This is a genomic window from Mesorhizobium sp. 131-3-5, from assembly GCF_016756575.1.
In the GTDB taxonomy this organism is placed as follows: Bacteria; Pseudomonadota; Alphaproteobacteria; order Rhizobiales; family Rhizobiaceae; genus Mesorhizobium; species Mesorhizobium jarvisii.
Window position 1 is genome coordinate 3,603,884 of the sequence record NZ_AP023254.1, and the last position, 13,181, is coordinate 3,617,064.

Consider the following 13,181-nt stretch of genomic DNA (forward strand, 5'->3'; position numbering starts at 1 on the left):
AAACGTGCCGTATTTTTTGCCAACATAGCGCAACGCGGTGTTTTCGCCGTTGCGCTTTCTCTTTCAGAAAGACCGGGAGGCTTCTCGATGACATCCACACTCCTTTTGCGCGCGGCACGGCGGACGCTCATCGCCGGCACGGCAGCGCTTCTTGTCGGCACTGTTGCTGCCCCGTCCTTCGTGACGCCAACCTTCGCGGCCGATGGGCCTGCTTCGGTGGCCGACCTGGCGCAGGGCGTGCTCGGCGCGGTTGTCAACATCTCGACTTCGCAGACGGTGAAAGGCACGGAAGGGCCGGGCGCCGTGCCGATGCCGCAGCTTCCCGAAGGCTCGCCTTTCCAGGACTTCTTCGACGACTTCTTCAAGAACCGCGGCGGCGACAAGGACAATAGTGCGCAGAAAGTGCAGTCGCTGGGATCCGGCTTCGTCATCGATGCCGAGCAAGGCATCGTCGTCACCAACAACCACGTGATCGCCGACGCCGACGACATCGAAGTCAATTTCTCCGATGGCGTGACCCTGAAGGCGACGCTGGTCGGCACCGACACCAAGACCGACGTCGCGGTGCTGAAGGTCGATCCGAAGGGCCACAAGCTGACCGCGGTGAAGTTCGGTGATTCCACCAAGATGCGCGTCGGCGATTGGGTGATGGCGGTCGGCAATCCATTCGGCCTTGGCGGCACAGTCACGGTCGGCATCGTCTCGGCGCGCAACCGCGACATCAATTCCGGTCCTTATGACGATTTCATCCAGACCGATGCCGCGATCAATCGCGGCAATTCAGGCGGGCCGCTGTTCAACAGCGTCGGCGAAGTCATCGGCATCAACACCGCGATCATCTCGCCGTCCGGCGGCTCGATCGGCATTGGCTTCTCCATTCCCTCGCAGCTTGCCTCGGGTGTCGTCGACCAGTTGCGCCAGTTTGGCGAGACGCGACGCGGCTGGCTCGGCGTGCGCATCCAGCCGGTGACGGACGACATCGCCGAAAGCCTCGGCATGGCGACCGCCAAGGGCGCGCTGGTCGCCGGCGTCATCAAGGGCGGCCCCGTCGACAACGGCACCATCCAGGCCGGTGACGTCATCATCAAGTTCGACGGCAAGGACATCCATGAAATGCGCGACCTGCCGCGCGTGGTCGCCGAAAGTCCTGTCGGCAAGGCCGTCGATGTGCTGATCGTGCGCAAGGGCGTCGAGCAGACGGTGAAGGTGACGCTTGGCCGGCTCGAGGATGGCGAGAAGCTTGCCAGCGGCGAGAACGGCAACACCGATCAGGACAAGGGCAAACAGGCTCCGGCCGTTTCGACCGCCTCGGTGCTCGGCATGACCGTCGGCGAGCTCAATGACGAGACGCGTAAAAAATTCAGCATTGCCGGCGATGTCTCCGGCGTCGTCATCACCGATGTGGCCAAGGATTCGGCCGCCGCCGAGCGCGGCATCCAGCCGGGCGAGGTGATCACCGAGATCGCGCAGGAATCGGTCGCCACGCCCAAGGACGTCATGGACCGGATCGGCGCGCTGAAGGAGCAGGGCCGCAAGAACGCGCTGTTGATGCTGGCGTCGAAGACTGGCGAGTTGCGCTTCGTGACCATCCGGATGGATTGAGATTTCAATCCGGCGATTCCCAAAAAAGGCGGCTAACCAGCCGCCTTTTTCTTGCCCGCCAATTCTCGCGCGAAAGCCGGTAGAGCACATGTCGCTTGAGCTTTGGGTGGCTGTCGGGAATGTCGGGGTGATCGAAATCGGCTGAGGGATCGGCTGTCATGCCGAGGCGTTTCATCACGGCGGTCGACCGGTGGTTTGCCGCGACCGCGAAGGAGACGATCTCGTCGACGGCCAATGTCTCGAAACCGTAAGCCAGCCAGGCTTCCGAGGCCTCGGTGACATAGCCCTTGCCCCAGAATTCGGGCGCTAGCCGCCAGCCGATCTCGATGGTACCGGCCGGCAGGGATGGCACGTGATCGGTATCGAGGAGACCGACGAAACCGATGCACTCGCCCGTGGCGGCGATTTCGGCCGCGGCGAAGCCATATCCGTCCTTGTCGATCCATGCCCGGACCTCGTCCATCTTGGCGTCCGCGGCGACACGGTCGCGGCGGAACGGGAAGAATTCCATGACGCGCTCGTCCGAATTGATGCGATGGAAGAGCTCGCGGTCACGGTCCTCCCAATTGCGCAGGATGAGGCGTTCGGTACGCATGGGTTTCATTGGACGAACTCTTCCTGGCGATAGCCCTGCAGATAGAGCAGGGCCGTGAGGTCGCCATGGTCGATGCGAACCTTGGCCTGCGCCGCCACGGTCGGCTTGGCGTGAAGCGCCACACCGGTGCCGGCAAGCCGGATCATATCGAGGTCATTGGCGCCATCGCCGACGGCGATGGCGTCGGCCGGCGTCAGGCCAAGGCGTGCGGATATTTCGAGCAGCGCGTCGGCCTTGGCGGCGCGGCCGAGGATCGGCTCGCCGACCAGGCCGGTAAAGCGTCCATCCTGTTCGAGCAGGCGGTTGGCGCGGTTCTCCTGAAAGCCCAGCATGGCCGCGATGCGGGTCGTGAACACTTCGAAGCCGCCCGAGACGAGCGCCGCCCAGGCGCCATTGGCGCGCATGGTCTGGACCAGCGCGCGGCCGCCCGAGGCCAATGTCAGCCGATTGGCGACGATGCGGTCGACGACGGCGGCATCGAGCCCCTTCAACAGCGCGACGCGTTCGCGCAGGGCCGGCTCGAAGGCGATCTCGCCGTTCATCGATCGCGCGGTGATCGCCGCGACGTGCTCCTTGACGCCGATCTCGTCGGCCAGCTCGTCGATGCACTCCTGGTCGATCATGGTCGAATCCATGTCGGCGATGAGGATTTGCTTACGGCGCGTTTCGGCCTGCTGGACGATCACGTCGACCGGTTCCGCGGCCAATGCGGCACGCAGGGCAGCCGTGGTATTGGCGGTATCAGCCTCTTGCGGCAAGGCAAGATCGCAGGCAATGCCTTCGGCCAGCCAGACGACAGTGCTTGCGCCCACCGACCGCGAGGCCATATTCGCAAGCGACGGCGATAGGGCGCGGTCAGCGGGACGGGAAACAAGCGTGGCAATGAGCGGCATCGAGAATTCCGGCGCGGATGCGGGCGAAGGCCGCGTGAAGAACGCGATCCTGATAGCCGGGCCGACCGCCAGCGGCAAGTCGGCATTGGCGCTCGACCTGGCCGAACGCGCAGGCGGCGTCATCGTCAATACCGATTCCATGCAGGGCTATTCGGTGCTCGATGTGCTGACCGCCCGGCCGGAAGCGGCCGACCTCGCACGGGTGCCGCATTTCCTCTACGGCCACGTTCATCCCGCTACCGCCTATTCGACGGGCGCGTGGCTGCGCGATGTGATGAAACTCATCGACGACGGCGTGCTGTCGCGGCGGCCGGTCTTTGTCGGAGGCACCGGCCTCTATTTTCGCGCGCTGGCCGAGGGTATTTCGGAAATGCCTGACATTCCGCCGCGCATCCGCGACCGCTGGCGCTACGAGCTGAAAGAGCAAGGCGCGGTCAAGCTGCACGGCCTGCTGCTGCGCGAGGATTCGAGAGCCGCCATGCAGCTCAAGCCTACCGACAGCCAGCGCATCGTGCGGGCGCTCGAAGTGCTCGACGCCTCCGGCCGATCGATCCTGGAATGGCAGGCGGAGCGCGGCCGGCCGCTCATCGACAGGCAGACGGCGCGTTTCCTGGTCATCGAGCCGGATCGGGCCGCGCTGGGCAATCGCATCGAGAGGCGCTTCGACCAGATGCTGGACAAGGGCGCGCTGGAGGAAGTCAGGCAGCTTGCGGCCCTTCGCCTCGATCCGGATCTGCCGGCGATGAAGGCGATCGGCGTTCGGGACCTGCAGGCGGCGATGGCTGGAGAGCTGAGCTTTCCCGAAGCAATCGAGCGCGCCAAGATTGCAACCCGGCAATACGCCAAGCGGCAGGCGACCTGGTTTCGCCACCAGCTGGGGCCGGAATGGCAGAGATTGCGCCCCGGTGACGATCTCGAAACCACGATCCAAACACTTGTTGCTAATGCAACTTAAAAAGTTGACCATGACGGAAGGGTTCGCGCCGAAGTTGCCGGGATTAACGCTCCGTAAGGCGGTCCGTGCCATAAGGTCGATGGGCACTTTTCCATTGGGGAGCAGATGCGTTTCCATAAGGCGGAATCCGCTTTTTTCGTCTTTATTTTCGTGATCCTGGCCGCTGGCCTGGTGACGCTGCACGCCTATGGGCTCTTGCAATCCTTCGCCACGGAACTCCATACCCAGTCGGGCCTGGACAAGGTCATCTACCTCAACAAGCTGTTGTTCGCGACCGGCGTGCTGCTTGCGACCGCGCTGTTTTTCGGCATCTTCTTCATCTATCCGCTGATCCGCAAACAGGCGACGGAAGAAGGCAAGCTGCGCGCCATGACGGTTTCGCTCAGCGCCCGCTCCGAAACGCTCGAGCACGCCGCTCTGACAGACAGCCTGACCGGCATGCAGAACCGACGCTATTTCGACGATGCGCTTAAGGAATATCTCGAGGAGTTCCGCCGCATCGAAAAGCCGGTCGGGCTGATGATCCTCGATCTCGACCATTTCAAGCAGGTCAACGACACGCACGGCCACGATGTCGGCGACGAGGTGCTCAGGGCCGTCGCCAGTTGCCTCAAGGACATGACACGTTTCCACGACGTGGTGGCACGGCTGGGCGGCGAGGAGTTTGCCGTGGTCACGCCCAACATGGAGGCGGAGCTGCTGGCCAAATTCGCCGAGCGCATCCGCAAGGCGATCGCCAACATGTCGATCCTTTCGGGCAACGTCCGGCTCAAGATCACCACCAGCGTCGGCCTTGCCGTCTGGGACCGCAAGGAAACGGCCGAGGAGTTCTATCGCCGTGCCGACCGCCAGCTCTATGAGGCGAAGAGGCAGGGCCGCAACCGCGTCTGCGCCTAAAATCCCATCATTGAATCGTGAGGCCGGCCGTCTGCTGCCGTTTTCTGCGCTTCCCCGTTCTACTGCGTCGCAGTAGAACTGAGCTCTCGGACCAAAAGTCCGCTCCGCTCCGGTTCTCGAAATCAGCACCAGCCGACTCAGCCTGACGAATTTCCTGACGGGATTTACCCAAGCGTTCGAACGAAGAAGAGCCATGGAAGTTTGGCGCGGCTTCTCGGAACTGCCGGCAATGGGCGTGACGCTGGAGGCTCAGTCGTTCTGGGGGCGCAGGCCGAAGGTGGCGGGCTTCAGGCCGTAGCGCATGTCGAAATCGTCATCCGATTGCACGCGGCCGGTTGCCGGCTTGCGGTAGTCGGGATCGCCGGCCTGGCGACCGGAATCGACCACTTCGGCGAAGGCCATCGCCTGCGGCGTCGGTTTCGGCACGTTGCGCAGCCGCTCGACGATCGCCACCAGGTCGACATCGTCGCCGGCCTTTGGCGACTCGATCTGTTCGCGCTTGGCCGCGCCGGGAAGCAGGTGGCTGGGCAGTCTTTCGAATTTCAGCCGCATGGTCGTCGCCACGCCTTCGCCGAAGGCGATGGCTTCGCGCTGTCCCATGGACGACAGGAAGGCAAGCGTGGAGGCGGAGGAGTCGGCGATGGCCGAGCGGATAATCGCCTGGTCCTGCTCGTTGGCGAGCCGCATGGCGAAGAAGGTCGAACATTGCGACAGGATGGTCGGGTCAAGCTCGCCGGGGCGCTGCGTGACGACGCCGAGATAGCAGCCATATTTGCGGCCTTCCTTGGCGATGCGCGACAGCGCGTGCCTGGTCGGCGCGAAGCCGAGACGCGGATCGGCCGGCATGTAGCGATGCGCTTCCTCGCACAGCAACAGCAGCTGCAGCTTGCCCTCGCTCCACAGAGCGAGGTCGAAGGCCAGGCGCGCCAGCACCGAACAGACGGAGTTGACCACTTCGGAAGGCATGCCGGCCATCTCGAAGCAGGTCACCGGCCGGCCGTGATGCGGCACGCGGAAGATGTTGCCGATCGTCTCGTGGATGGTATCCTCGATCAGGCGCGAACTGAACATGAAGCGATAGCGCGGATCGGCGGACGCCGATTCGATGCGCGTCTTCAGCGATTTGAGCGTCGGGCGCTCGTTCTTGCTTTCGAGCATGCCCATACGTTCGTCGATCTGCTTGAGCAGGTCCGCGATGCGGTAAGGAACCGGCGTATCGGCGGTCAACGCGTCGTTGCCGCGCCTGAGATAGGCACCTGAATTCGGGTTGCGGTAGAGGCTCTTGGCCAGCGGAATGAGGTCGCGCAGGGCGTCGATCTCTTCCGGAACCGTTTCACGGCCGCGAAACAGCACCTCGGCGAATTCCTCGAGCTTGAACATCCAGAACGGCAGGTCGAGCGTCTTGGAATCGACCTTGACGCAATATTCCGGCAGCGACGCCGCGAATTCATTGTGCGGGTCGAGGATCAGGATACGCAGATCCGGCCGCGCCGCGATCGATTTGCGCAGCAGCAGCGAGACGGCGGTGGATTTGCCGACGCCGGTGGTGCCGACAATGGCGAAATGGCGCGCCAGCGTGTCGTCGATGGCGATGTTGGCGGCGATCGCCTCGTCCTGCGACAGCGAACCAATGGTGATGGAATGGCGGCCGGCCAGATCGTAGACGGCCTGCAGATCGCGGCTGCGGATGCGATGCGCAACCGCGCCGATATGCGGATAGGTGGTGATGCCGCGGTCGAAGATCGGCTTGGCTCCGGGCTCGGCCCCATCGCGTACTTCACCGATCAGCTCGATGCTGACCTCGATGGGGTTCTGGCCTTCACTGCTCCAGGCGCGGTCCGATTTGCCGATGCCGTAGACCAGGCCAACGGTTCGGGTCGTGCCCAGATTGATCGAGATCATCTTGCCGACCGTCCAAAGGCCTGTCACCGCGCCGTCGACATCGTCGGCATAGGCGGCGATGGTGGCGCGCGCGCCGTCGCATTGCACGACGTTGCCCAGGATGCGCCGGTCGTTCTGCTCTGCGTTGCGGCGCTCCTGCGATGTCGGTTCTCCGACGGAAGCTTCGCGTTCGACATACATGGACAGGCCAATCCCCATTTCCCTTGATATCAGACCCTACCGGAATGGGGTTAAGGCCGGATGAGGTCGGATGGTGTAGAGAGGATTAAGCGCCTGGCGAAAATTGTCGCGACACGGCTCTTCTCCATCTCAGGCATTTCGCTATAGTGGACGAATGGGCGATATAACGAACGATATTTCTTCGACCATCGGCAGACGGATCCACGCCGAAAGGGTCATGCGGGACTGGTCGCTGGCCGAGCTTGCCGAGCGGTCCGGTGTTTCCAAGGCCATGCTGAGCACGATCGAGCGCGGCATGACCAGCCCGACGGCGGCCCTTCTGGTGCGCATCGCGGCAGCGTTCGGCATGACGCTGTCGACCCTCATCGCGCGCGCGGAATTGCAAGGCGGCGGGCTGCTGCGCGAGGCCGATCAGCCGGTGTGGCGCGATCCCGATACAGGCTATGTCAGGCGGCATCTGTCACCGGCCGGCGACATGCCGCTCGAACTGATCAAGGTGCATCTGCCGGCGGGCGCCAGGGTCAGTCTGCCGGCGGCTTCTTACGCCTTCATCAAGCAGCAGATCTGGCTGATTTCCGGACGGCTCGAATTCACCGAGGGCGATGTGGTGCACGGGCTCGAACCCGGCGACTGCCTGGCGCTCGGCGCGCCGTCGGACTGCACCTTCCATGCCCTGGAGGCGGGCGCCGACTATCTCGTCGCGCTGGTCAGGGGCTGAGATCATGGCGAGACGGCCAAAGCGCTCCCACAATGGGGGGCCGCCTCTTGATGAGTATAAGGGGCCACCCTGGGGCAAGGGCGACCCCTATATTTTCCTGGCCTGGCAGGCCGCGCACGCCAAGGCATGGAAGGCGCCGAGCCGCGAAATCATGCTGATGCGCATGGACAAGGCCGAACGGCTGGGCCTGACCTATGAGGAATACACGCTCGAGATCCTGGAGCGTGGACGGCATCTGCGAGAGGAAGACACCGAGCGGATCAGCGCCATCAAGGCCGCGCGCAAGCGACGCCGCGTGCGCCTTCTCGATTGAGGCCTCTACGTCGGGGCCTTTCTGGATAGGTGCCCCAGCAACCACTGGCGGAAATCCTGTTCGGCACTGGTCAGGCGCGCGGTCGATGCGCTGGTCAGAAAATGGCCCGAGCTGCTGGAGAGCTCGAAATCGGAAAGCGGCACTAGGCTCCTGGCCTTGAGCGCAGCGTCGACTAGCGGCCGCGACCCCAGAAGCACGCCGGTGCCAGCGCTCGCCGCTTCCATCGCCGCGACGAAACTGTCGAAGCGATGCGACCGCTGGGGGTGGCCGGCCAGTCCAGCGGCCGCGAACCATTCCGCCCACATTTCGCGCGCGCCGGCGACCAGAAGCAGCGGCAGGGCTGTCCAGTCGGCGGCACCGGCGAGGGTCGGACTTGCCAACGGCACAAGGCGCTCGGCAGTCAGCCTGTCGGCCTCGCGTCCGGGAAAGGAGCCGTTGCCGAAACGGATGTCGAGCGCCGAGCCCGGCAAGTCGTAATCGGTCGGCCGATGGATCGTCACCAGATCGAGCTGGATGCGCGGCAGCGCCTGGGCGAGATCGGGCAGCGCCGGGACCAGTATCAGCAAGGCGAAGGAGATCGGCACCCGGATCGATACGGTCTGCAGCGCGCGCGGCTCGAACAGTTCGGTCGTGCTGCTGGAGATGGTGGCGAAAGCCGACTGGATGTGCGGCAGATAGGCGGCACCCTCGGGCGACAGCGCGACGCCGCGCGCCAGCCGCGAGAACAGGCGCGTCTTCAACCGCTCCTCGAGCAGCCGGATATGTTGGCTGACGGCCGCTTGGGTCAGGCCGAGTTCGGCCGCGGCCGCCGTGAAATTCGACAGCCGTGCCGAGGCCTCGAAACTGCGCAGCCAGTCGAGGGGAGGCAGAGCGGGAATGGGTTTTTGAGACATTAGAAATTTGTGGTCTTTGGCTAAAAAATGATAATTTGAGTTATGCCTGCCTTGTTGCCAACATGCAATCGAAACCCTGCGGACCGGGCCGCGGGCGTAGAGGACAGGAACGGATCCATGCTCACCCACGCGCTGATTGGCGACGAAGGCAGAACGATCGAACTTGGCTGGCAGGGTGGGAGACGCACCCGCTTTCACGCCATGTGGCTGCGTGACAATGCGCTGGACGACAAGACGCGCAGCGCCGGCAATGGCCAGCGGCTGATCACCATCCTCGACATTCCGGCCGAGACGAGGATCGGCGCGGCCGCGATCAAGGGCGGCGCGCTGGAAGTTAGCTTCGTGCCGGAGGCAAAGACGGTCAGCTTTCCCGCGCAGTGGCTCAGCGCCAACGCCTATGACCGCGACGAGCTTCGCGAACCCGGCTGGACGGGCGATATCATCCAGCGCTGGACCAAGGCGACGATGCAGAATTCGGTGCCGCGCGCCAGCTACAAGGCGGCCTTTCATGGCCGCAGCGTCCTGCGCGAATGGCTTTCGGCGGTACGAACCTACGGCTTTGCGGTAATGGACGGCCTGCCGGTGGAGTCCGGGGCGTTGTGCAAGGTCTCCGACCTGTTCGGCTATATCAGGGAGACCAATTACGGCCGCTGGTTCGAAGTGCGCGCCGAGGTCAATCCGAACAATCTCGCCTACACCAATCTCGGCCTCCAGGCGCACACCGACAATCCCTATCGCGATCCGGTGCCGACGCTGCAGATCCTGGCCTGTGTCGAGAACACGGTGGAGGGCGGCGAGTCCAGCGTGGTCGACGGTTTTGCCGTTGCGGCCGCGCTGCAGGCCGAAAACGCTGAAGGCTTCCGGCTGTTGAGTTCCTGTCCGGCGCGCTTCGAATATGCCGGCTCGTCCGGCGTGCGGCTGCAGGCGAAGCGGCCGATGATCGAGCTCGGACCGGATGGCGAGCTGATCTGCATCCGCTTCAACAACCGTTCGCTGGCGCCTGTCGTCGACGTGTCGTTCGCCGATATGGACGCCTACTATGCCGCCTATCGCCGGTTCGCCGAGCTGATCGAGGATCCCGCCTTCGAAGTGACGTTCAAGCTTCAACCTGGCCAGGCCTTCATCGTCGACAACACGCGTGTCATGCATGCCCGCAAGGCGTTTTCCGGCACCGGCAAACGCTGGCTGCAGGGTTGCTACGCCGACAAGGACGGCCTGCTGTCGACGCTTGCGGCGATCGAGCACAGCTTCAAGGAGGCCGCGGAATGAGCGGCCAGGATTTGAACGCGGACAATATCGTCGAATTCATCGCCGACATTTTCGAGCGCCGGGGCGCGGAATCCTATCTCGGCGAGCCGGTGACCATGTCCGAGCACATGCTGCAGGGGGCCTGGCTGGCGGAGCAGGATGGTGCGCCCGAAGTGCTGGTGGCGGCCGCGCTGCTGCACGACATTGGCCACTACACCAGCGAGTTCGGCACCTATTCGCCCGACGATGTCGAGGACAAGCACCATGATGAGGCCGGCGGCGAGGTGCTGGCGCCGTTCTTCCCGCCGGTCATCGTCGAATGTGTGAGGCTGCATGTCGCGGCCAAGCGCTATCTCTGCGCCACCGACCCGACCTATTTCTCCAGGCTGTCGCCGGCTTCGGTCCACACGCTGTCGCTGCAGGGCGGACCGATGAGCGCCGACGAGGTGGCCGATTTCCGCAAAAACCCGTTCCACGAGGAAGCGGTGCGGGTCCGTATCTGGGACGAGGGCGGCAAGGTTGCGAACATGAAGACGCGGGCGTTTCGCGACTACGTGCCGTTGCTGCAGCGCGTGGTGCGCGATTTCGCCAACCACGCCTAATGGCGGTTCATCACCAAAACCCATGTGCTTCTGCTTCGACGGGCAAGGGGCGGTGACGCCACATAGGTCCGAGGAATGCCGAGAGCGCGGTCATACCGAAGGCGTTCCCCCCGGTGCAGCCCGGCGCCTTCGTCGGCAAGCCAGCTTCCCTCGATCCGGCGAGCCGGTCCGAAACGCTCGACGTCACAGACATTCCGCGCGCATAGCGATGCATTCTGGAGGCGCGGCATTTGCCGCGCCTTCCTGGTGCCGGCCGCAGCTGACCACCCAGTCCCGCTATCCCTTGTGGTGCACCGTCTGCAGCCCGTAGACGGGCGTCGGCAGGCCGGCATGCCGGGCCTTCAATTGCAACGACAGGAACTGCGAATAGTGGCGCGACTGGTGCAGATTGCCGCCATGGAACCACAGCGCTTCCTGCTGCGTCGGCTTCCACATGTTGCGCAATTCGCCTTCCCAGGGGCCGGGATCCTTGGTGGTGTTGGAGCCGAGGCCCCAGCATTTCCCCACCTTGTCGGCGGTTTCGCGCGATATCAGATCGGCGGCCCAGCCATTCATCGACCCGTAGCCGGTGGCGTAGACGATGAGGTCCGCGGGCAGTTCGGATCCGTCACTGAGCAGAACCGAATGCGGCTTGATCTCTTCGACGGCGACACCGCTCTTCAGCTTGATCGAACCATCGATGATCAGCTGGGAGGCGCCGACATCGATATAATAGCCAGAGCCGCGCCTGAGGTACTTCATGAACAAGCCGGACTCGTCGTCACCCCAGTCGAGCATGAAACCGGCCTTTTCCAGTCCCTTGTAGAACGCCGCGTCGCGCTTCTTCATCTCGGCATAGGCCGGAATCTGGAACTCGTGCAGGATCTTGTAGGGCAGGGAGGCGAAGATCAAATCGGCCTTGGCCGTGGTGATGCCATTCTGCAGCGCCTGCTCCGAATAGAGCGAACCCAGTCCGATCTCCATCAACGTGTCGGATCTGGAGATATGGGTGCTCGAGCGCTGCACCATGGTGACGTCGGCGCCGGCTTCCCAAAGGGCCGCCGCGATGTCATGGGCGGAATTGTTGGAGCCGATGACGACGGCTCTTTTCCCGGCATAGTCATCGGGGCCAGGGTGCTTCGAGGAGTGGTGCTGATCGCCCTTGAAACTCTCCATGCCCTTGAATTTCGGCAGATTGGCCTTGCCGGACTGTCCGGTCGCCAGCACCAATTGCTTGGGCTTCAAGGTGATGTCCTTGCCGTCGCGGCGGACGACGACGGTCCATTCCTTCTTCTTGTCGTCATAGGAGGCGCTCTTGGCCTCCGTCGAGGACCAGTAGTTCAGCTCCATCACCTTGGTGTACATTTCCAGCCAGTCGCCGATCTTGTCCTTGGGCGAGAAGACCGGCCAGTTCTTCGGGAAATCGATATAGGGCAGATGGTCGTACCAGACCGGATCGTGCAGGCAGAGCGACTTGTAGCGCTTGCGCCAGCTGTCGCCGGCGCGCTCGTTCTTCTCGACGATGATGGTCGGTACGCCGAGCTGCCGCAGCCTTGCGCCGAGCGCGATGCCGCCCTGGCCGCCGCCGATGATGAGCGTGTAGGGCTGCGTCTTGAAGCCGAGCTCGGCGGCTTCCTTCTCACGCTCTTCCTTCCATGTCGGACGGTTCTTGCCCGAGCCATGCTTGGCGCCCATCGGCCGCGCGAAGCCGGCCGGTTCCTCGTGGCCTTTCAATTCGACCATGGTGGTCAGCAGAGTCCAGATCTTGCCTTCCTTAAGCCTGATATGGCCAAAGCCGCGCGCCACTTCGGTCTCGAAACTGATCCAGCCCTCGATCAGCCCGTCGCTCTCGGTCGCGTCCTCGCCCTTGGCGAGTGCCCAATGCGACGGCTTTGTCTTCGACAGCTGGCTCTTCAGCATGTCGCCGACCTGGTCCCGGCCTTCCATGGTCTTGATGTTCCAGGTGAAGGTGACGAGGTCGCGCCAGTAGCAATCCTCCTGGAAGCAACCGACAGCCCTGTCGATGTCATTGGCGGCCAGGGCGCCGCCGAATTGGTCGAGCAGGTCGGACAGTTTCTTGCTTGGGGCCTTGTCGAGCATAAGTTATCCTCCGTGAAATCCAGGCCGTCATGGTGGCTCCTCCCGACTTGCAAGCCGGACGATGAAGTATCGGCAGAGAGGACGGCCTTCGTCACGCCCCACCATAGTTTCGCGTGGCTTCAAGGACTTATCTGGAGAACGCGGTTTGCGAGCCGGTTTGGAGCGCTCTTGCGACGGGCGATGGGGGTGGTGTCGGCACGATGCGGCGTCCATCGCGAAATCGTGACGGGCCATTTGTCGAATTGGGAAGCGCCTTCATCGCCGGCGCGATTTTTGCCGTTGACAGGGCGCCTTGCCGGCCCGT

Annotated in this window: 12 protein-coding genes; 7 read left to right on the plus strand and 5 right to left on the minus strand. The window is 63.6% G+C overall.

Going from position 1 to position 13,181, the window contains the following annotated elements; all coding sequences use genetic code 11:
- Positions 1-87: 87 nt before the first annotated feature.
- Entirely contained in the window at positions 88-1,602 is a 1,515-nt protein-coding gene (locus tag JG747_RS17625) for a DegQ family serine endoprotease (RefSeq protein ID WP_019859007.1), read from the plus strand.
- 4 nt (positions 1,603-1,606) lie between these two features.
- Here JG747_RS17625 and JG747_RS17630 read toward each other — a convergent pair whose 3' ends face one another.
- Positions 1,607-2,206, minus strand: a complete 600-nt coding sequence (locus JG747_RS17630; RefSeq protein WP_202359694.1) for a GNAT family N-acetyltransferase — start codon at positions 2,204-2,206, stop codon at positions 1,607-1,609.
- On the minus strand, positions 2,203-3,090 hold the full coding sequence (serB, locus tag JG747_RS17635) for a phosphoserine phosphatase SerB (RefSeq protein WP_202359695.1): 888 nt from the start codon (positions 3,088-3,090) through the stop codon (positions 2,203-2,205). Before serB ends, JG747_RS17630 begins: the two co-directional genes overlap by 4 nt.
- Here serB and miaA point away from each other — a divergent pair.
- Entirely contained in the window at positions 3,080-4,045 is a 966-nt protein-coding gene (gene miaA / locus JG747_RS17640) for a tRNA (adenosine(37)-N6)-dimethylallyltransferase MiaA (protein WP_202362308.1), read from the plus strand. The two genes, serB and miaA, sit on opposite strands and share 11 nt — an antisense overlap.
- A gap of 105 nt (positions 4,046-4,150) precedes the next feature.
- Positions 4,151-4,942, plus strand: coding sequence for a GGDEF domain-containing protein (locus tag JG747_RS17645; RefSeq protein ID WP_019859002.1), 792 nt, complete (start codon positions 4,151-4,153; stop codon positions 4,940-4,942).
- A 249-nt stretch (positions 4,943-5,191) separates the two neighbouring features.
- On the opposite strand, the gene JG747_RS17650 is transcribed toward JG747_RS17645, so the two are convergent.
- On the minus strand, positions 5,192-7,024 hold the full coding sequence (locus JG747_RS17650) for an ATP-binding protein (protein ID WP_038647649.1): 1,833 nt from the start codon (positions 7,022-7,024) through the stop codon (positions 5,192-5,194).
- Positions 7,025-7,178: 154 nt separating this feature from the next.
- On the opposite strand from JG747_RS17650, the gene JG747_RS17655 reads away from it, so the two are divergent.
- Positions 7,179-7,742: an XRE family transcriptional regulator gene (locus tag JG747_RS17655; protein ID WP_202359696.1), complete on the plus strand. Its 564-nt coding sequence runs from the start codon at positions 7,179-7,181 to the stop codon at positions 7,740-7,742.
- A gap of 4 nt (positions 7,743-7,746) precedes the next feature.
- Positions 7,747-8,055, plus strand: coding sequence for a hypothetical protein (locus JG747_RS17660; protein WP_019858999.1), 309 nt, complete (start codon positions 7,747-7,749; stop codon positions 8,053-8,055).
- 5 nt (positions 8,056-8,060) lie between these two features.
- On the opposite strand, the gene JG747_RS17665 is transcribed toward JG747_RS17660, so the two are convergent.
- Entirely contained in the window at positions 8,061-8,948 is an 888-nt protein-coding gene (locus tag JG747_RS17665; protein WP_202359697.1) for a LysR family transcriptional regulator, read from the minus strand.
- A gap of 117 nt (positions 8,949-9,065) precedes the next feature.
- Between JG747_RS17665 and tmpA the strand changes: the two genes are divergently transcribed.
- Entirely contained in the window at positions 9,066-10,217 is a 1,152-nt protein-coding gene (gene tmpA, locus JG747_RS17670) for a 2-trimethylaminoethylphosphonate dioxygenase (protein ID WP_202359698.1), read from the plus strand.
- On the plus strand, positions 10,214-10,798 hold the full coding sequence (gene tmpB / locus JG747_RS17675; RefSeq protein ID WP_202359699.1) for a (R)-1-hydroxy-2-trimethylaminoethylphosphonate oxygenase: 585 nt from the start codon (positions 10,214-10,216) through the stop codon (positions 10,796-10,798). Before tmpA ends, tmpB begins: the two co-directional genes overlap by 4 nt.
- A 276-nt stretch (positions 10,799-11,074) precedes the next feature.
- Here tmpB and JG747_RS17680 read toward each other — a convergent pair whose 3' ends face one another.
- On the minus strand, positions 11,075-12,877 hold the full coding sequence (locus tag JG747_RS17680) for an NAD(P)/FAD-dependent oxidoreductase (RefSeq protein WP_202359700.1): 1,803 nt from the start codon (positions 12,875-12,877) through the stop codon (positions 11,075-11,077).
- Between the last annotated feature and the right edge of the window lie 304 nt (positions 12,878-13,181).

Bases quoted from the DNA above. Each gene is read 5' to 3' on its own strand.
- JG747_RS17660 (WP_019858999.1), top strand. From the start codon at position 7,747: ATGGCGAGACGGCCAAAGCGCTCCCACAATGGGGGGCCGCCTCTTGAT.
- tmpB (WP_202359699.1), top strand. From the start codon at position 10,214: ATGAGCGGCCAGGATTTGAACGCGGACAATATCGTCGAATTCATCGCC.
- JG747_RS17630 (WP_202359694.1), bottom strand. From the start codon at position 2,206: ATGAAACCCATGCGTACCGAACGCCTCATCCTGCGCAATTGGGAGGAC.
- JG747_RS17680 (WP_202359700.1), bottom strand. From the start codon at position 12,877: ATGCTCGACAAGGCCCCAAGCAAGAAACTGTCCGACCTGCTCGACCAA.
- serB (WP_202359695.1), bottom strand. From the start codon at position 3,090: ATGCCGCTCATTGCCACGCTTGTTTCCCGTCCCGCTGACCGCGCCCTA.
- JG747_RS17655 (WP_202359696.1), top strand. From the start codon at position 7,179: ATGGGCGATATAACGAACGATATTTCTTCGACCATCGGCAGACGGATC.
- JG747_RS17665 (WP_202359697.1), bottom strand. From the start codon at position 8,948: ATGTCTCAAAAACCCATTCCCGCTCTGCCTCCCCTCGACTGGCTGCGC.
- JG747_RS17645 (WP_019859002.1), top strand. From the start codon at position 4,151: ATGCGTTTCCATAAGGCGGAATCCGCTTTTTTCGTCTTTATTTTCGTG.
- miaA (WP_202362308.1), top strand. From the start codon at position 3,080: ATGAGCGGCATCGAGAATTCCGGCGCGGATGCGGGCGAAGGCCGCGTG.
- JG747_RS17625 (WP_019859007.1), top strand. From the start codon at position 88: ATGACATCCACACTCCTTTTGCGCGCGGCACGGCGGACGCTCATCGCC.
- tmpA (WP_202359698.1), top strand. From the start codon at position 9,066: ATGCTCACCCACGCGCTGATTGGCGACGAAGGCAGAACGATCGAACTT.
- JG747_RS17650 (WP_038647649.1), bottom strand. From the start codon at position 7,024: ATGTATGTCGAACGCGAAGCTTCCGTCGGAGAACCGACATCGCAGGAG.